This is a genomic window from Pseudomonas sp. CFBP 13711, from assembly GCF_014842265.1.
GTDB lineage: Bacteria > Pseudomonadota > Gammaproteobacteria > Pseudomonadales > Pseudomonadaceae > Aquipseudomonas.
Genome location: NZ_JACYVI010000016.1, coordinates 43,030 through 60,574 on the forward strand (window position 1 = coordinate 43,030; position 17,545 = coordinate 60,574).

A 17,545-nucleotide genomic window follows, 5' to 3' on the forward strand; every position below is an offset into this window, starting at 1 on the left:
CCGCTGCGGCTTACCAGGTTTGGGTGGCCTTGAACTTCTCGATGCCGGCTTTCAGGCCAGAATCGATTTCGTCATTGAAGTCACCCTTCACGTTGATCTTCGCCATCAAATCGGCGTGATCTCGGTTGAAGTAAGCAATCAGCGCTTGTTCAAAGCTGCCAACCTTGGCGATTTCGACGTCAGTCAGGAACCCACGCTCAGCGGCATACAGCGACAGCGACATGTCAGCGATCGACATTGGCGCATATTGCTTCTGCTTCATCAGCTCGGTAACGCGCTGACCATGCTCAAGTTGCTTACGGGTCGCTTCGTCCAGGTCAGAGGCGAACTGGGCAAACGCTGCCAGTTCACGGTACTGAGCCAGAGCGGTACGGATACCACCGGAGAGCTTCTTGATGATCTTGGTCTGAGCGGCACCACCCACACGGGATACCGAAACACCGGCGTTCACTGCCGGGCGAATGCCGGAGTTGAACATGGCCGATTCCAGGAAGATCTGACCGTCAGTGATGGAAATCACGTTGGTCGGAACGAACGCGGAAACGTCGCCAGCCTGGGTTTCGATGATCGGCAATGCGGTCAGGGAGCCGGTTTTGCCGGTCACTGCGCCATTGGTGAACTTCTCTACGTACTCTTCCGAAACGCGGGATGCACGCTCCAGCAGACGGGAGTGGAGATAGAACACGTCGCCTGGGTAAGCTTCACGGCCTGGTGGACGACGCAGCAGCAGGGAAATCTGGCGATAAGCCACAGCCTGCTTGGACAGATCGTCATAGACAATCAGTGCGTCTTCACCGCGGTCGCGGAAGTATTCGCCCATGGTGCAACCGGCATACGGAGCCAGGAATTGCAGCGCAGGCGATTCCGAAGCACTGGCCGCCACGATGATCGTGTTGGCCAGAGCGCCGTTTTCTTCCAGTTTGCGAACAACGTTGGCGATGGTCGATTGCTTCTGACCGATTGCAACGTAGACGCAGAAAATACCGCTGTTTTTCTGGTTGATGATCGCGTCGATCGCCAGAGCGGTTTTACCGATCTGACGGTCACCGATGATCAGCTCGCGCTGGCCACGGCCGACAGGGATCATCGCGTCGACAGCCTTGTAGCCAGTCTGTACAGGCTGGTCTACCGACTTACGCCAGATCACGCCTGGAGCAACTTTCTCGACCGCGTCGGTCTCGGTGTTGTTCAGCGGACCTTTGCCGTCGACAGGGTTACCCAGTGCGTCGACTACGCGACCCAGGAGTTCCTTACCAACCGGAACTTCGAGGATGCGGCCGGTGCACTTGGCACTCATGCCTTCAGCCAGAGAGGTGTAAGCGCCCAGTACGACAGCACCCACGGAGTCTTGCTCCAGGTTCAGTGCCATACCGTAAACGCCGCCCGGGAACTCGATCATTTCGCCGTACATAGCGTCGGCGAGACCGTGAATCCGCACGATACCGTCAGACACGCTGACGACTGTGCCTTCGTTTCGGGCTTGGGAGGCAACATCGAGGTTCTCGATGCGGCCCTTGATGATTTCACTTATTTCGGAAGGATTGAGTTGCTGCATTGCTCTGCTGCCCCTTCAAACTCAAGATTTCAATGCTTCGGCTAGTTGCGCGAGTTTGCCGCGAACTGAGCCATCGATAACCAGGTCGCCGGCGCGGATGATGACACCACCTATCAGGGCGGCATCCTCCGCAGCGTGCAGGCGCACTTCCCGGCCGAGCCGTGCACTGAGAACCTTGGCGAGTTTGTCTTGCTGTTCTTGGTTCAATGCAAAAGCACTGGTCACATCCACATCTACCGATTTTTCCTGCTCGGCCTTGTAAAGCTCGAACAGTTCGGAGATCTCCGGCAGAAGCTGGAGACGGTCGTTTTCAGCAACGACGTGAATGAAATTCTGTGCCTTGGCATCGAACTTGTCGCCGCACACTTCAATAAAAGTGGCGGCCTTGTCTGCGCTCGTCAGTCGCGGGGCCTTGAGCATGCGCTGCATCGTGTCGTCTTGCGACACTGCAGCAGCCAGGCCGAGCATGGCTGACCAATTGGCCAGTTGCTGGTGCGCCTGTGCATGCTCGAAGGCTGCCTTAGCGTAAGGTCGGGCCAACGTGGTCAGTTCTGCCATGATCGCCCTCGCTTAAATTTCAGCAGCCAGTTTGTTTACCAGCTCCGCGTGCGCGTTTTGATCGATTGTGGCACCCAGGATCTTCTCTGCGCCGTTGACTGCCAGGCTACCCAATTGGGCGCGCAGCGCGTCTTTGACGCCGTTCAGTTCCTGTTCGATCTCGGCCTGAGCCTGAGCCTTGATGCGGTCAGCTTCAACGCGAGCCTGTTCACGGGCTTCGTCGACAATCTGGGTACCGCGTTTCTTGGCTTGCTCAATGATCTCAGCTGCCTGAGCCTTAGCTTCGCGCAGTTGCTGACCCACTTTGTCTTGGGCCAGCTCCAGGTCGCGAGCTGCTCGTGTAGCAGCGTCCAGTCCATCCGCAATCTTCTTCTGACGTTCGTGCAAAGCCGCGATGACCGGAGGCCACACGAACTTCATGCAGAACAGCACAAAAATGAAGAACGCAACGGACTGGCCAATCAGGGTTGCATTAATGTTCACGCCAACACCTCGCTCGTTCGTTGTCCATCACACCAATCAACTCGAAAATTCGAGTGATCAGCCAGCGAGTTGACCAACGAAGGGGTTCGCAAAAGTGAAGAACAGAGCGATACCAACACCGATCATGGTCACGGCGTCGAGCAGACCAGCCACGATGAACATTTTAACTTGCAGCATTGGAACCATTTCCGGTTGACGCGCAGCGCCTTCCAGGAACTTACCGCCCAGCAGGCCGAAACCGATTGCAGTACCCAGTGCGCCCAGGCCGATCAGCAGTGCAACAGCGATAGCAGTTAGACCAACTACAGTTTCCATCTTTCCTCCCGACTTTTACGTCGTATTGGTTAGGTTTTCTTAGATTAAAGCGGTAAAGCAAAATCGTTTCTTACATCAAGCCCTCGCGGGCACCCCCTCACCTAAGCGAGGGGATCATCAGACTCGCCAGGCGGGTCTCAATGGTTATCTTCGTGAGCCATCGACAGGTAGACGATGGTCAGCATCATGAAGATGAACGCTTGCAGGGTGATGATCAGGATGTGGAACACAGCCCACGCCCATTGCAGGACCACGCCCAGACCGCTGAGCCACAGCAGGCCGCTGCCGAACATGACCGCGATCAGAATGAACACCAGTTCACCCGCGTACATGTTGCCGAACAGCCGCAGTGCCAGAGAGATCGGCTTGGCCACCAGCGTCACGAATTCAAGCAGGAAGTTCACCGGAATCAACAGCGCCTGAACGAAAATGTTCTTGCTGCCGAACGGGTGCAGGGTCAATTCGCCGATGAAGCCGCCGATACCCTTGATTTTGATGCTGTAGAAAATGATCAGGGCAAACACGGACAGTGCCATACCCAGCGTCGCGTTCGGATCGGTGGTCGATACGGCGCGGAAAGGAATGTGGTGATCACCGGTGATCATGATCGCCAGTTGCGGGATCCAGTCGACGGGAATCAAGTCGACGGCGTTCATGAGGAACACCCAGGCGAAGATGGTCAATGCCAGAGGAGCGATCACGGCGCTACGGCCATGGAAGCTATCCCGGACGCTGCCGTCGACGAACTCTACGAGCACTTCAACGAAGTTCTGCAACGCGCCCGGCTGACCGGAAGTCGCCTTTTTTGCGGCCATGCGGAAGATGAGGACGAAGATCAGACCCAGTGCGACCGACCAGCCGAGGGTATCGACGTGGAAAGCCCAAAAGCCCATTTCTTTTGCTTCCGCTGCGGAATGCGCGAAGCCCCAACTGCCGTCAGGCAAATGACCAAAGGTCAAGTTCTGCAAGTGGTGCTGGATATAGCCCGAAGCTGTTTGCTCTGCCATGGTTGCCTCAAACGCCCTAAGGTCTCGAAAGTCTTGTTCTCATTAGCAGGGGCGCAAACCAACTGACCAGTTGGGTCAGTATGAAAACGCCAAAAACCGCCAGCGGAGCCAGCGGCTTTACTCCTGCAAACGTCAGTGCAAAGAGCACTGCCGTAAAAATCAACTTGCCTGCCTCGCCGGCGTAGAACGACCGAACGATAGCCTGCGCTGCCCTGGCCCCGGAGTACCGGAATGCCTTATGAGCAAAATACACATTCGGCAGCCAGGCTATCAGGCCACCGCAAAGCCCCGAATACCCGGCTACGACGCCGTGCCACTGCCAAAGCGCCAGCGCTGCCCCCAAGAGGACAATCAACTGAGCCAGCAAGATCGGGAAAACAGCCAGGCGATGGAATGGCAGGCGGTTTGGCGTGCGTGTCTCCATCACATGGGCTCCTCGTGAGCCGGCCGCCAAAATCAACAACTTGGCATAAATTGTGCCGACAAAATGCGCGCAGAGTATAGGGGCGGTTCAGCCCCTATTCAACTGTCAGGTAGTGATTTCCGACTACGCGCTACGCATGATTTGTTTCAGCGAATGTGAGCGAGCACACCCTGCAGCTCATCCAGCGAGTTATAACGGATGACCAACTGACCTTTGCCCTTCTGTCCATGGCGGATTTGCACCGCGGAGCCCAGCCGCTCGGCCAGGCGCTGCTCCAGGCGAGTGATATCAGGATCGGCCTTCACAGGTTCCGCAGCCTCCTGTTTGCCGCTCAGCCACTGGCGAACCAGTGCTTCAGTCTGGCGCACGGTCAAACCGCGTGCGACAACATGTCGCGCCCCTTCAACCTGCTGATCTTCGGGCAGTCCCAACAATGCACGGGCATGGCCCATTTCCAGATCTCCATGGGAGAGCATGGTCTTGATCACTTCCGGCAATGCGATCAGTCGCAGCAAATTGGCGACGCTGACTCGGGACTTGCCCACCGCCTCGGCAACTTGCTGCTGGGTCAGCTGAAATTCCTGCTGCAGACGCTGCAGGGCAATCGCCTCCTCGATCGGATTCAGGTCTTCGCGCTGGATGTTCTCAATCAACGCCATCGCGATGGCCGCTTCATCGGGCACATCACGCACCATGGCAGGAATCGACTCGATCCCGGCCTGCTGGCTGGCGCGCCACCGGCGTTCACCGGCGATGATCTCGAAGCGGTTGTCGGCAATCGGGCGGACCACGATCGGCTGCATAACCCCTTGCGCCTTGATCGAGTTAGCCAGTTCTTCCAGCGCCTGGGGATCCATATCACGACGCGGCTGGTATTTGCCTCGTTGAATCAGGTCCAGCGGAATGTGTTGAAGCTCGCGCTCACTCGCCTTCACCGCCTGTTCTTCCAGTGCGGTGACGGTGGGGTTGCTCAGCAGTGCGTCCAGCCCACGTCCGAGTCCACGTTTCTTGACGGCCATGGAATTTCCTTAAGTGGGCTGAGCCGCGGTGCGACTGCCGCGACGTTGGCGACGGACCATTTCGCCCGCAAGCGCCAGGTAAGCCAGCGCGCCGCGAGAAGTCTTGTCGTACGCCAATGCCGGCATACCGAAGCTAGGCGCCTCGGCCAGACGAATATTGCGCGGAATAACGGTGTCGTACAGCTGCTCGCCGAAATGTTCTTTGAGCTGCGCCGAAACATCGTTGATCAGGCTAAGCCGCGGGTCATACATGGTCCGCAGCAAGCCTTCGATCTTGAGTTGAGGATTGAGCAGTTCACCGATGCGCTTGATGTTATCCACAAGGTCGCTCAAACCTTCGAGCGCAAAGTATTCGCACTGCATGGGGATAATCACGCCGTCGGCCGCGACCAGCGCGTTGAGCGTCAGCATCGACAAAGATGGAGGGCAGTCGATGAGAATGTAATCGTAATTCTCGCGGATGGGTGCCAGTGCTGCTCGCAGACGCGATTCCTTCATCTGCATTTCCAGCAGGACCACCTCGGCAGCGGTCAGATCGCGGTTTGCCGGTAGCAGCTGATAACCGCCGTGCTCAGAAAAGTGCATGGCCTGATTCAGGTCGCACTCGCCGATCAGCAAGTCGTAAACCGAATGCTCAAGCCCGTGCTTATCCACACCACTGCCCATGGTGGCATTGCCTTGCGGATCGAGATCGATCAACAGCACCCGACGCTTGGTTGCCACCAGCGAAGCCGCGAGGTTGATGCAGGTTGTGGTTTTACCCACACCCCCTTTTTGGTTCGCTATCGCGAATACCTTAGCCATTCTTGCGTGTGTTCCCTGTCATGCCGTGCGGCGCAGTATCAGCAGATGCCGTTGACCTTGGCAACCGGGTACGGCCAAGGCTTGCGCGCTTTCCAGATGAAAATCTGCGGGCAATGCTACCAGTTCATCCACTGGATGCAGACCCTTCATTGCCAACCAGCGTGTTTCGCCGTCGCCCATGTGCCGAGTCCACTGGGTAAAGTCTTCCAGACTGCTGAAGGCGCGGGAGATGATGCCGTTGAACGGCAGCTCGGGCTGGAATGCTTCGGCACGGCTGTGGATAACTTCGAGGTTGGTGAGCGCAAGCTCGAGTTTGACCTGTGTCAGAAACCGGGTCTTCTTGCCGTTGCTGTCCAGTACCGTGACTTTCATCTCCGGAAACAGGATGGCCATCGGAATGCCGGGCATCCCGCCGCCGCTGCCGACATCCAGCTGACGCTCACCCTCGATAAAACGCACCACGCTCAAGCTGTCCAGCAGATGGCGAGACACCATCTCATCCGGATCACGAACGGCAGTCAGGTTGTAGGCCTTGTTCCACTTGATCAGCAAAGCCAGGTACGCCAGCAACTGACGGTGCTGGCTTTCGCTCAACTCGACACCAAGCTCTCGAGCGCCAAGGGTCAGTTCTTCTGCATGCTGCGGGGTAACCATCGAACTCAAGCGCTTTGCTCCAACTGACGGCCCGCGCCGCGTTTTTTCAAATGAATCATCAGCAGAGAAATCGCCGCTGGCGTGACGCCGGGAATCCTCGAGGCCTGTCCCAGCGTCTCCGGACGAGTTATCCCCAGCTTGCTCTGGATTTCCTTGGACAGACCGGAAATCCCGGTGTAATCGATATCCGCAGGGAGCCGGGTGTTTTCGCTGGCCCGCAGACGAGTGATCTCGTCTTGCTGACGGTCGATGTAACCGGCGTACTTGGTCTTGATTTCGACTTGTTCAGCGACCTGCGGGTCAGGCGAGCCGTTACCGGTCAGCGCAACCAGACTGGCGTAGTCCACTTCGGGACGGCTCAGCAGATTCAGCAGATTGTATTCGTGGGTCAACGGGGTACCAAAGTGAGCCGAGACTGCGTCGCCCTGCTCGGTACCCGGACGAATCCAGGTGGATTTCAGACGCTGTTCTTCCAACTCGATGCCTTCACGCTTGGCACAGAACGCCGCCCAGCGGGCATCGTCGACCAAGCCGAGCGCCCGACCTTGTTCGGTCAAACGCAAGTCCGCATTGTCTTCCCGCAAAATCAAGCGGTACTCGGCACGCGAGGTGAACATCCGGTACGGCTCCTGGGTGCCCAGCGTAATCAGGTCATCCACCAACACGCCGATGTATGCCTCATCGCGACGCGGACACCAGCTGTCCTTGCCTTGAGCCCGAAGCGCTGCGTTGGCGCCCGCGAGTAAACCTTGGGCACCGGCCTCTTCGTAACCGGTTGTGCCGTTGATCTGTCCTGCGAAAAACAACCCACCGATAACCTTGGTTTCCAGGCTGTACTTCAGGTCACGCGGATCGAAGTAGTCGTACTCGATGGCATAGCCAGGCCGCACGATGTGGGCGTTTTCCATTCCGCGGATAGACCGAACGATCTGCAGTTGGACGTCAAACGGCAGCGAGGTCGATATACCGTTTGGATAAAGCTCATGGGTCGTCAAACCTTCCGGTTCGATAAACACCTGATGGCTTTCCTTGTCGGCAAAACGATGAATCTTGTCTTCAATCGACGGGCAATAACGCGGCCCGACCCCTTCGATTTCCCCGGCAGCGGAGTACATCGGCGACCGATCAAGATTGGCCGCGATGATTTCGTGGGTCCGAGCGTTGGTGTGGGTAATCCAGCAGCTGACCTGACTAGGGTGCTGAGCCTTGGAACCCATGAACGACATCACGGGAATCGGCGTATCCCCCGGTTGTTCAGTCATCACCGAGAAATCCACAGATCGGCCATCGATGCGCGGAGGTGTGCCCGTTTTCAGGCGGCCCACTCTCAGCGGTAGTTCACGCAGCCTGCGTGCAAGCGCAATGGACGGCGGATCACCGGCGCGACCGCCCGAATAGTTCTGCAGACCGATGTGGATAAGTCCGCCCAGAAAGGTACCGGTGGTGAGAACCACAGAGTCGGCCAGAAAACGCAGGCCCATCTGGGTAACGACGCCGCGCACCTGGTCCTGCTCGACGATCAGGTCGTCGCATGCCTGCTGGAATATCCACAGGTTGGGCTGGTTTTCGATGATTTCTCTGACCGCTGCCTTGTACAGCACGCGGTCCGCCTGGGCACGGGTCGCCCGGACTGCTGGGCCTTTACGGCTGTTGAGCACACGAAACTGGATGCCGCTTTTGTCAGTGGCCGTTGCCATCGCACCGCCCAGTGCATCGATCTCTTTGACCAGATGACTTTTACCGATGCCACCAATGGCCGGGTTGCAACTCATTTGGCCGAGGGTTTCCACGTTGTGCGTAAGCAGCAGGGTGGTAGCACCCATACGTGCGGACGCCAGTGCTGCCTCGGTACCGGCATGACCGCCGCCGATGACGATCACTTGAAAACGGGAAGGGAAATCCACCACGCACCTCGTGCCTGTTATTTGGGGGGAATAGGAATGGCGGCAAGTATAGGGACTTACCCCCCCTTAAGAAACCCGTTGCGCAAAATCTAACCAGCTGTGGATGAATGGCGGTTATAGAAATTAAAAAGAAAGAACTTTATAAGAACTTTGTTTTTATGTTTATTTCTACTGAGCCACATTTCTGTGGATAAAGCTCTGAAAGCTTTATATTGCCTGATGTACAGGGAATCAAAAGCCTGTGTCCATGTGCCAAAGAGCCCCTTGGATAACCTGCCGGAGCCTGTGGATTAAACCGATGGTTGTCCACAGGGCGAATTATCCTCAGCTCAGATGCCTGCTTATCAACCGAGCTTAGCCGCGGTTATGCACAGGGCTTATCGGTGCAAACAGGTGCTGAAGAGTGGAACTTGAGGCGCAATTGCGCCCTCCCGCCATTTATTGGGAGCCTGGAAAAGTCAGAAGAATGAATCGAGATGGGGCAGATCCGGAGAGATTGACCTGCCTAGGGATAGAGCGAGGCGTTATTTGCCGATGCAGAAGCTGGAGAAAATTCGTCCCAGCAAATCGTCCGAACTGAATGCGCCGGTAATTTCGCCCAAGGACTGCTGCGCCTGGCGCAAATCTTCGGCTAGCAACTCACCGGCGCCCGCCAGGGTCAGCTGCGAGCGACCATGCTCAAGAGAGGCGCTTGCCTTGTGCAGCGCCTCGAGGTGGCGACGTCTTGCACTGAAGCTTCCTTCAGCGGTTTGCTGATACCCCATGCACGCCTTTAGATGCTCGCGCAGAAGCTCCACGCCATCACCACCAGCCTTGGCGCTGAGACTGATGGTCACGTGGCCATCGATGCTGGTCACCAGTTCCACCGGCTCATCACTCAGGTCGACCTTGTTACGAATCAAGGTGACATGGGCAGGATCAGGTCGTTGATCAAGAAACTCCGGCCACAACGCGAAGGGATCGACTGCCTCTGGCGCTGTCGCATCCACCACCAGCAAGATGCGGTCTGCCTGACCTATCGCCTGAAGTGCGCGTTGTACGCCTATCTTCTCCACCTGATCGTCGGTGTCGCGCAACCCGGCCGTGTCCACGACGTGGAGAGGCATGCCATCAATGTGGATATGTTCGCGCAGGACATCACGGGTTGTGCCCGCGATCTCAGTCACAATCGCCGCCTCTTTGCCTGCAAGTGCGTTCAGCAGACTGGATTTGCCAGCATTGGGTCTGCCCGCAATGACTACATTCATGCCATCTCTGAGCAAAGCGCCCTGGTTGGCTTCGTGCAGCACTGTGGATAACTGACTGCGAACGTTGTCCAGCATAGCCAGAACATGACCGTCGGCGAGAAAGTCGATCTCTTCCTCAGGGAAGTCGATTGCTGCTTCGACATAAATGCGCAGGCTAATCAGTTTCTCCGTGAGCTCATGCACTCGCTGGGAAAATGCTCCCTGCAGCGATTTCAACGCGTTACGTGCGGCCTGTGCAGAACTCGCTTCGATAAGATCAGCGATGGCCTCGGCTTGGGCAAGGTCGAGCTTGTCGTTGAGAAATGCGCGCTCACTGAATTCCCCTGGCCGTGCCAGACGGCACCCCAACTGCACGCAACATTGCAGCAACATGTCCAGAACCACGGGCCCGCCATGCCCTTGAAGCTCGAGCACGTCTTCTCCGGTGAATGAGTTAGGGCCGGAAAAGTAGAGACCAATGCCTTCGTCGATAACTGCGCCGTTTTCTCCCTTGAAGGCGCCGTAATGCGCGTACCGAGGTTGTGGCAGTTTGCCGAGAATCGCCTCTGCACACTTGCCGGCCTGGGGACCGGAAATGCGGACGATACCGACGCCTCCTCGTCCGGGAGCCGTTGCAATGGCCGCAATGGTTTCAAAACGTACGTTCATGGGCCGACTCCTGGACAACCGACGGATAGCAAAACGCCCCACGAGGGGGCGTTTTGAATGACTTGTTAACAGGGTAGATCAGGCTTCAGCTTTCTTGGCTTTCGCTTCGATGCTGCGGGTGATGTACCACTGTTGAGTGATGGACAAGGTGTTGTTCACCACCCAGTACAGCACCAGACCGGCCGGGAACCACAGGAAGAAGAACGTGAAGATGATTGGCATCAGCTTCATGACCTTGGCCTGCATAGGATCCGGAGGTGTCGGGTTCAAACGCTGCTGGATGAACATGGTAGCGCCCATGATGATCGGCAGGATAAAGAACGGGTCCTTGATCGACAGGTCGGTTATCCACAGCAGCCAGGGTGCCTGGCGCATTTCGACGCTTTCAAGCAGTACCCAGTACAGCGACAGAAACACCGGCATCTGTACAAGGATCGGCAAGCATCCACCCAACGGGTTGATCTTCTCTTTCTTGTACAGCTCCATCATCGACTGAGAAAGCTTCTGACGATCGTCGCCATGTTGTTCTTTCAGCGCGGCCAAGCGCGGAGCGACAGCACGCATGCGTGCCATGGATTTGTAACTGGCCGCCGACAGAGGGAAGAAAAGCCCCTTGATCAGCATGGTCAGGAAGATGATCGACCAGCCCCAGTTACCCACGATGCTGTGGATATGTTGCAGCAGCCAGAAAATAGGCTGGGCAATGAACCACAGAATCCCGTAATCCACTGTCAATTCCAGACCTGGGGACAACTCCTTCAGGACTGCCTGACTCTTCGGACCGGCGTAAAGCGTTGCAGTCGTCTCGGCTTTCGCGCCAGGTGCGACCGTCAATGCCGGGCCTGTGAAACCGATGATGTAATTGCCGGCACTGTCCTTACGGGTGGTGACGGTGTTGCTGTCAGTCTTGTTCGGAATCCAGGCGGTCACGAAGTAATGCTGCAACCAGGCAACCCAGCCACCCTGAACAGTATCCTTCACCGACCCTTTGTCGATGTCCTTCATGGAAACCTTTTTGTAGGGTTCCGAAGGTGTCCACATGGCAGCACCCAGATAGGTTGCGGTACCAGTGGCAGTCGTCGAAGAAGGATCAGCGCTCGCATCGCGTTTCAGCTGTGCGAACAGGTTACCGTTCCACGGCTGAGCGCTCTGGTTGTCAATCACGTAAGAAACGGTCAGGTCATACAGGCCGCGTTTGAACGTGAAACGCTTGATGTAGTTAACGCCGCCGTCGCTGAATTTCAGGTCGACGACCAAGTCGTTCTGACCGTCAGCCAGTTGAAAACTTTTCTGCGTAGCCGAATAAACAGGACGACCGGCGGCACGGGCATCAGGACCGTTCGCGCCAGTCAGACCGCTCTGAGCCAGGAAAATCCGCTCGCCGCCGTTATCGAACAGTTGGAAAGGAATCTCGGGGTGATCCTGACGGCGTGGATAAAGTGGCAAACGAAGCTGCACCACGTCGCCGCCTACCGGATCAATCTCCAGATTGAGGACGTCTGTCTTCACCTGGATCAAATCTTTGCTGGTAGCCACCGGCATTTCCGCCGGCGCAGCCACTTCGCCGGTCGCGCTAGGAACGTCCGCATTGGCAGTCGCTGAACCTTGCGGAGCATCAGGAATAGCGGATGTGTTGGTGTTGGCAGCAACATTCTGAGTCGGCAAGGCAGCCTGACCGTAGTCCTGGTTCCATTTCAGGACACCGACATAGGTCACGATTGCCAGGGCGACGATCAGGATCGTGCGTTTAATATCCATGATTACTCGGCCATCGAAGAGGAACGGGAGGTGGGAGCAGGTGGAACCGGGTCATAACCACCGGGATTCCACGGATGACACCGACCTAAGCGACGTAAGGTCAGCCAGCCACCGCGCACCAGACCATAATTTTCAATGGCCTCGTACGCGTAGCAGGAGCAACTGGGGTAGAAACGACAGTGACTGGCCATCAGAGGACTGATGGCATAGCGGTAAAACTGGATCGGAACGAGCGCCAGTTTACGCATCAGGACTGTCTACCCCCGCAGTTTCGGTTTTAAGTTCGGGATCGGGCCGGCTGCGCGCCAGACGTTTCCAGAGCTTGCCGAAATGCTGAATCAATTCGGGGTTTTCAATGTCACCCAAGCCTTTGCGTGCGACGACGACGATATCCCATCCGACCAGTTTGTCCTGGTGAAGGCGAAACGACTCACGCATCAGGCGTTTCAAACGGTTGCGCTCGACGGAGAGCTTCACGCTCTTCTTCCCGATCACCAGCCCGAGACGGGGATGATCAAGGTCGTTGTTGCGCACAAGGAGCAGGAGATTTTTCCCCGGAACCTTGCCGGTGGGGGAGTCAAAGACTGCCTTGAAATGCCGGGGTGTCAGCAAACGCTTTTCCCGACTGAAGTCCTGACTCACCACCTGTGCCGATTAATCAAACTGCCAGACGCTTACGGCCTTTGGCGCGACGACGCGACAGAACTGCGCGACCGTTTTTGGTGGCCATACGAGCACGGAAACCGTGGGTGCGAGCGCGCTTGATAGTGCTGGGTTGGAAAGTACGTTTCATGGCGTGTTACCTGGTTCGTCCACAACGGGCCGGAATGGCCCCCGTTTTAAGAGACCGGGGATTCTAGAGAAAGCGGGCACGCAGGTCAATTTCCAACCAACGTTTCTTGCATTTACTTGCTGAGTGCATTCCATCGACAGCGAGTGATCGGACGAGGCATTCTTGAAACGTAAATATAGAAATAAAGAAGGAAGGTATTTAAAGCTTCTTTGTAAAGCTTATAAAAGCTTAGGGCGAGAATTTCTGTGGATAAGGTTCTGCAGGCCACGTAGCGCTTGATGTACAGAGCGAATAAAGTCTGTCCACAAGCGGTGCTGCGGTTGTGCGGCAGCTGGCTACAACCTGTGTATAGAATGTGTAGTTATGCACAGGTGCTTTATCCACAGGTTTCAGGCGGGGGTTATGCAACGAGCTGAGGGTGGGTTATCCACAGACCTTAACTATCCACCGGCGATCGTTTTTTCCAGGGATTTTTGTCGGGTTTGATGCCTTAGCGCCCTACCTTCATGTGGATAAGTCCGCTACGGGTGGTTACAATGGCCGCTTGTTTTTGCCGCGCCGGCTTCAGAATCTAGGGGATATTTGTGTCAGTGGAACTTTGGCAGCAATGCGTTGAGCTTTTGCGCGATGAGCTGCCTGCCCAGCAATTCAACACCTGGATCCGTCCGCTACAGGTTGAAGCCGAAGGTGATGAACTGCGCGTGTATGCGCCCAACCGATTTGTGCTGGACTGGGTCAATGAGAAGTACCTGGGTCGATTGCTCGAGCTGTTGGGCGAGCACGGCCAGGGAGTCACACCGGCGCTTTCCTTATTAATAGGCAGCAAGCGTAGCTCGGCGCCACGTGCGGCCCCGAATGCACCGCTCGCTGCAGCCGCCGCCGCATCTCAGGCCGCTCAGCTGGCAACCACCAGCGAAGCGCCGGTGGCCTCACGGGCACCGCAGTCCGTCGTGACGCCTGCTCCGATGATTCAGACCTCTTTGAATGTCGAAGACGAGCCCTCCCGGGCGAGCTTCGATCCAATGGCTGGCGCCAGTTCCCAGCAAGCCCCTGCTAGCGCCGAGCAGCGTAATGTTCAGGTTGAAGGCGCGCTGAAGCACACCAGCTATCTGAACAGGACATTCACGTTCGAAAACTTTGTCGAAGGTAAATCCAACCAACTGGCCCGGGCGGCCGCCTGGCAGGTAGCGGACAATCCCAAGCATGGCTATAACCCTCTCTTCCTGTATGGCGGCGTGGGCTTGGGTAAAACTCACTTGATGCACGCTGTGGGTAACCACCTGCTCAAGAAAAATCCGAATGCCAAGGTTGTGTATTTGCACTCCGAGCGTTTTGTCGCGGATATGGTCAAGGCGTTGCAGCTCAATGCAATCAATGAGTTCAAGCGCTTCTATCGCTCAGTCGATGCACTGCTGATCGATGACATTCAATTCTTTGCCCGCAAAGAGCGTTCCCAGGAAGAATTTTTCCACACCTTTAACGCCCTTCTCGAAGGGGGTCAGCAGGTTATTCTAACGAGTGACCGCTACCCTAAAGAGATTGAAGGCCTGGAAGAGCGCCTGAAGTCTCGTTTCGGTTGGGGCCTGACGGTCGCGGTCGAGCCGCCTGAGCTGGAAACACGGGTGGCGATTTTGATGAAGAAGGCGGATCAGGCGAAGGTCGACCTCCCTCATGACGCCGCGTTCTTCATCGCGCAGCGCATCCGATCCAATGTGCGTGAGCTCGAGGGTGCGCTGAAGCGCGTCATCGCTCACTCACACTTCATGGGCCGGGACATCACGATCGAGCTCATCCGGGAGTCGTTGAAGGACTTGCTCGCGCTCCAGGACAAGCTGGTGAGTGTGGATAACATTCAGCGGACTGTTGCTGAGTACTACAAGATCAAGATCTCCGACCTGCTGTCCAAACGCCGTTCCAGATCTGTAGCGCGACCGCGACAAGTGGCGATGGCATTGTCCAAGGAACTGACCAACCACAGCCTTCCCGAAATTGGCGATGTGTTTGGCGGCCGCGATCACACAACCGTGTTGCATGCGTGCCGGAAGATCAACGAATTGAAAGAATCCGATGCGGACATCCGCGAGGACTACAAGAACCTGCTGCGGACTTTGACAACGTGATGCCAACGCAGCTTATCGAGGCAAGGGACTAGACCATGCATTTCACCATTCAACGCGAAGCCCTGTTGAAACCCCTGCAACTGGTCGCGGGCGTTGTCGAACGCCGTCAGACCTTGCCGGTTCTGTCAAACGTGCTCCTGGTCGTAGAGGGCCAGCAGTTGTCTTTGACGGGTACTGACCTGGAAGTCGAGCTGGTCGGCCGCGTCCATCTGGAAGAACCTGCAGAGCCGGGCGAAATCACCGTTCCTGCGCGCAAGCTGATGGACATCTGCAAAAGCATTCCCAATGACGCCCTTATCGACATCAAGCTCGATGAGCAGAAGCTGATCGTTAAAGCAGGCCGTAGTCGCTTCACGCTGTCCACCCTGCCTGCCAACGACTTCCCAACCGTCGAGGAAGGCCCGGGTTCGCTTACGTTCAGCCTTGTTCAAAGCAAACTGCGCCGGTTGATCGAGCGCACCAGCTTTGCCATGGCTCAGCAGGACGTACGCTACTATCTAAACGGCATGCTGCTTGAGGTCCAGTCTGGCATTCTCCGCGCGGTCGCAACTGATGGTCACCGTCTGGCGATGTGTTCCATGGCTGCAGAGATCGAGCAGGCTGACCGTCACCAGGTGATCGTCCCGCGTAAGGGCATCCTTGAACTGGCACGACTGCTGACCGAGCAAGATGGTCTGGTCAGTATCGTGCTAGGTCAGCATCATATTCGTGCGACCACCGGTGAATTCACGTTCACATCGAAACTGGTTGACGGTAAATTCCCTGACTATGAGCGAGTCTTGCCCAAGGGCGGCGACAAGCTGGTTGTAGGCGATCGTCAGGCGCTGCGCGAGGCGTTCAGCCGGACCGCGATTCTCTCTAACGAGAAGTATCGGGGTATCCGCCTTCAGTTGGCGAACGGTCAGCTGAAGATTCAAGCGAACAACCCGGAGCAGGAAGAAGCCGAGGAAGAAATCAGCGTCGACTACAACGGCAGCTCACTCGAGATCGGATTCAACGTTAGCTATCTGCTCGACGTATTGGGTGTCATGACCACAGAGCAAGTCCGTCTGATTCTATCGGATTCGAACAGCAGCGCCTTGGTGCAGGAGTCCGGCAATGACGACTCGGCCTATGTCGTTATGCCGATGCGTCTGTAACAGCAGTTGATTAATGTCTCTTAGCCGCGTCTCGGTCACCGGGGTGCGCAATCTGCACCCGGTGACCTTCTCCCCTTCTCCCCGCATTAACATCTTGTACGGCGCTAACGGCAGTGGGAAAACCAGTGTCCTGGAAGCCATCTATCTACTCGGTTTGGCGCGCTCCTTCCGCAGCGTTCGGCTGCAACCGGTCATTCAATACGAACAACCTGCATGCACGGTCTTTGGCCAGGTTGAACTCGCTGAAGGTGGCCACAGTAGTCTTGGCGTCTCACGTGACCGTCAGGGGGATTTTCAGATTCGCATCGATGGTCAGAATGCGAAAAGTGCCGCGCAACTCGCCGAGACGTTGCCACTGCAGCTGATCAATCCCGACAGCTTCCGGCTGCTTGAAGGTGCTCCCAAGATCCGGCGTCAGTTTCTGGATTGGGGAGTGTTCCACGTGGAACCTCGTTTTATGTCGACTTGGCAGCGGCTTCAGAAGGCCCTCAGGCAGCGGAACTCGTGGCTTCGCCATGGTACACTTGACGCCGCTTCACAGGCCGCATGGGACCGTGAGCTGTGCCTTGCGAGCGATGAAATTGACGAGTTTCGGCGCGCCTATATCAAGGCGCTGAAGCCGGTGTTCGAGCAAACCCTGAGTGAGCTTGTTCAGATCGATGGGCTGACGCTTAGTTACTATCGAGGATGGGACAAGGAAAAAAACCTGAGTGACGTACTCGCATCGTCCCTCTACCGTGATCAGCAGATGGGTCACACCCAGGCAGGGCCTCAACGCGCAGATTTACGGCTGCGACTCGGCGGTCACAACGCGGCGGACATTCTTTCTCGCGGGCAACAGAAACTCGTGGTCTGCGCCCTCCGCATTGCTCAGGGACATTTAGTCAGTACGGCCCGTCGTGGCCAATGTATTTACCTCGTCGACGATCTGCCATCAGAGCTCGATGAGAATCACCGCAGTGCGCTATGTCGCCTGTTGGAAGAATTACGCTGCCAGGTATTCATCACCTGCGTAGATCATGAATTGTTGAGGGAAGGCTGGCAGACGGAAACGCCAGTTGCTTTGTTCCACGTGGAACACGGCAATATCACCCAGACCCACGACCACCGGGAGTGA

The 17,545-nt window shown here is 56.6% G+C and carries 18 protein-coding genes; 3 read left to right on the top strand and 15 right to left on the bottom strand.

Annotated elements, in window-relative coordinates; all coding sequences use genetic code 11:
* Window positions 1-10: 10 nt before the first annotated feature.
* The 15 genes from atpA to rpmH all read right to left on the bottom strand — a co-directional run bounded on the left by atpA (window position 11) and on the right by rpmH (window position 13,169).
* Window positions 11-1,555, bottom strand: coding sequence for a F0F1 ATP synthase subunit alpha (gene atpA, locus IFT47_RS23685; protein ID WP_065988057.1), 1,545 nt, complete (start codon window positions 1,553-1,555; stop codon window positions 11-13).
* Between the two features lie 21 nt (window positions 1,556-1,576).
* Window positions 1,577-2,113: a F0F1 ATP synthase subunit delta gene (locus tag IFT47_RS23690; RefSeq protein ID WP_037016920.1), complete on the bottom strand. Its 537-nt coding sequence runs from the start codon at window positions 2,111-2,113 to the stop codon at window positions 1,577-1,579.
* 12 nt (window positions 2,114-2,125) lie between these two features.
* Complete coding sequence (locus tag IFT47_RS23695) at window positions 2,126-2,596, bottom strand: F0F1 ATP synthase subunit B (protein ID WP_065988056.1); 471 nt, start codon at window positions 2,594-2,596, stop codon at window positions 2,126-2,128.
* Between the two features lie 57 nt (window positions 2,597-2,653).
* On the bottom strand, window positions 2,654-2,911 hold the full coding sequence (gene atpE / locus IFT47_RS23700; RefSeq protein WP_002555987.1) for a F0F1 ATP synthase subunit C: 258 nt from the start codon (window positions 2,909-2,911) through the stop codon (window positions 2,654-2,656).
* 137 nt (window positions 2,912-3,048) lie between these two features.
* Window positions 3,049-3,918, bottom strand: coding sequence for a F0F1 ATP synthase subunit A (gene atpB / locus IFT47_RS23705; RefSeq protein WP_074886103.1), 870 nt, complete (start codon window positions 3,916-3,918; stop codon window positions 3,049-3,051).
* 16 nt (window positions 3,919-3,934) lie between these two features.
* Window positions 3,935-4,342: a F0F1 ATP synthase subunit I gene (locus tag IFT47_RS23710; RefSeq protein ID WP_192174384.1), complete on the bottom strand. Its 408-nt coding sequence runs from the start codon at window positions 4,340-4,342 to the stop codon at window positions 3,935-3,937.
* A 146-nt stretch (window positions 4,343-4,488) separates the two neighbouring features.
* Window positions 4,489-5,361 (bottom strand): ParB/RepB/Spo0J family partition protein, encoded by an 873-nt coding sequence (locus IFT47_RS23715; RefSeq protein WP_192174385.1) that lies wholly within the window; start codon window positions 5,359-5,361, stop codon window positions 4,489-4,491.
* Between the two features lie 9 nt (window positions 5,362-5,370).
* Complete coding sequence (locus IFT47_RS23720; RefSeq protein ID WP_192174386.1) at window positions 5,371-6,165, bottom strand: ParA family protein; 795 nt, start codon at window positions 6,163-6,165, stop codon at window positions 5,371-5,373.
* Window positions 6,166-6,183: 18 nt separating this feature from the next.
* Entirely contained in the window at window positions 6,184-6,819 is a 636-nt protein-coding gene (rsmG, locus tag IFT47_RS23725; protein WP_192174476.1) for a 16S rRNA (guanine(527)-N(7))-methyltransferase RsmG, read from the bottom strand.
* Between the two features lie 5 nt (window positions 6,820-6,824).
* Window positions 6,825-8,723, bottom strand: a complete 1,899-nt coding sequence (gene mnmG, locus IFT47_RS23730) for a tRNA uridine-5-carboxymethylaminomethyl(34) synthesis enzyme MnmG (RefSeq protein ID WP_192174387.1) — start codon at window positions 8,721-8,723, stop codon at window positions 6,825-6,827.
* 524 nt (window positions 8,724-9,247) lie between these two features.
* Window positions 9,248-10,618, bottom strand: coding sequence for a tRNA uridine-5-carboxymethylaminomethyl(34) synthesis GTPase MnmE (gene mnmE / locus IFT47_RS23735; protein ID WP_192174388.1), 1,371 nt, complete (start codon window positions 10,616-10,618; stop codon window positions 9,248-9,250).
* Window positions 10,619-10,696: 78 nt separating this feature from the next.
* Entirely contained in the window at window positions 10,697-12,376 is a 1,680-nt protein-coding gene (yidC, locus tag IFT47_RS23740) for a membrane protein insertase YidC (RefSeq protein WP_192174389.1), read from the bottom strand.
* 2 nt (window positions 12,377-12,378) lie between these two features.
* Window positions 12,379-12,624, bottom strand: a complete 246-nt coding sequence (yidD, locus tag IFT47_RS23745) for a membrane protein insertion efficiency factor YidD (RefSeq protein WP_074886126.1) — start codon at window positions 12,622-12,624, stop codon at window positions 12,379-12,381.
* Window positions 12,617-13,018: a ribonuclease P protein component gene (gene rnpA / locus IFT47_RS23750; RefSeq protein WP_192174390.1), complete on the bottom strand. Its 402-nt coding sequence runs from the start codon at window positions 13,016-13,018 to the stop codon at window positions 12,617-12,619. The genes yidD and rnpA overlap by 8 nt, the downstream gene beginning before the upstream one ends.
* 16 nt (window positions 13,019-13,034) lie before the next feature.
* Window positions 13,035-13,169: a 50S ribosomal protein L34 gene (rpmH, locus tag IFT47_RS23755; protein WP_002551315.1), complete on the bottom strand. Its 135-nt coding sequence runs from the start codon at window positions 13,167-13,169 to the stop codon at window positions 13,035-13,037.
* A 584-nt stretch (window positions 13,170-13,753) separates the two neighbouring features.
* Here rpmH and dnaA point away from each other — a divergent pair.
* From dnaA to recF, 3 genes are read left to right on the top strand one after another with little or no spacing between them, the layout of a single operon-like run.
* Window positions 13,754-15,289 (top strand): chromosomal replication initiator protein DnaA, encoded by a 1,536-nt coding sequence (gene dnaA, locus IFT47_RS23760; RefSeq protein ID WP_192174391.1) that lies wholly within the window; start codon window positions 13,754-13,756, stop codon window positions 15,287-15,289.
* Between the two features lie 35 nt (window positions 15,290-15,324).
* Window positions 15,325-16,428: a DNA polymerase III subunit beta gene (dnaN, locus tag IFT47_RS23765; protein WP_192174392.1), complete on the top strand. Its 1,104-nt coding sequence runs from the start codon at window positions 15,325-15,327 to the stop codon at window positions 16,426-16,428.
* 13 nt (window positions 16,429-16,441) lie between these two features.
* Window positions 16,442-17,545, top strand: a complete 1,104-nt coding sequence (recF, locus tag IFT47_RS23770; RefSeq protein WP_192174393.1) for a DNA replication/repair protein RecF — start codon at window positions 16,442-16,444, stop codon at window positions 17,543-17,545.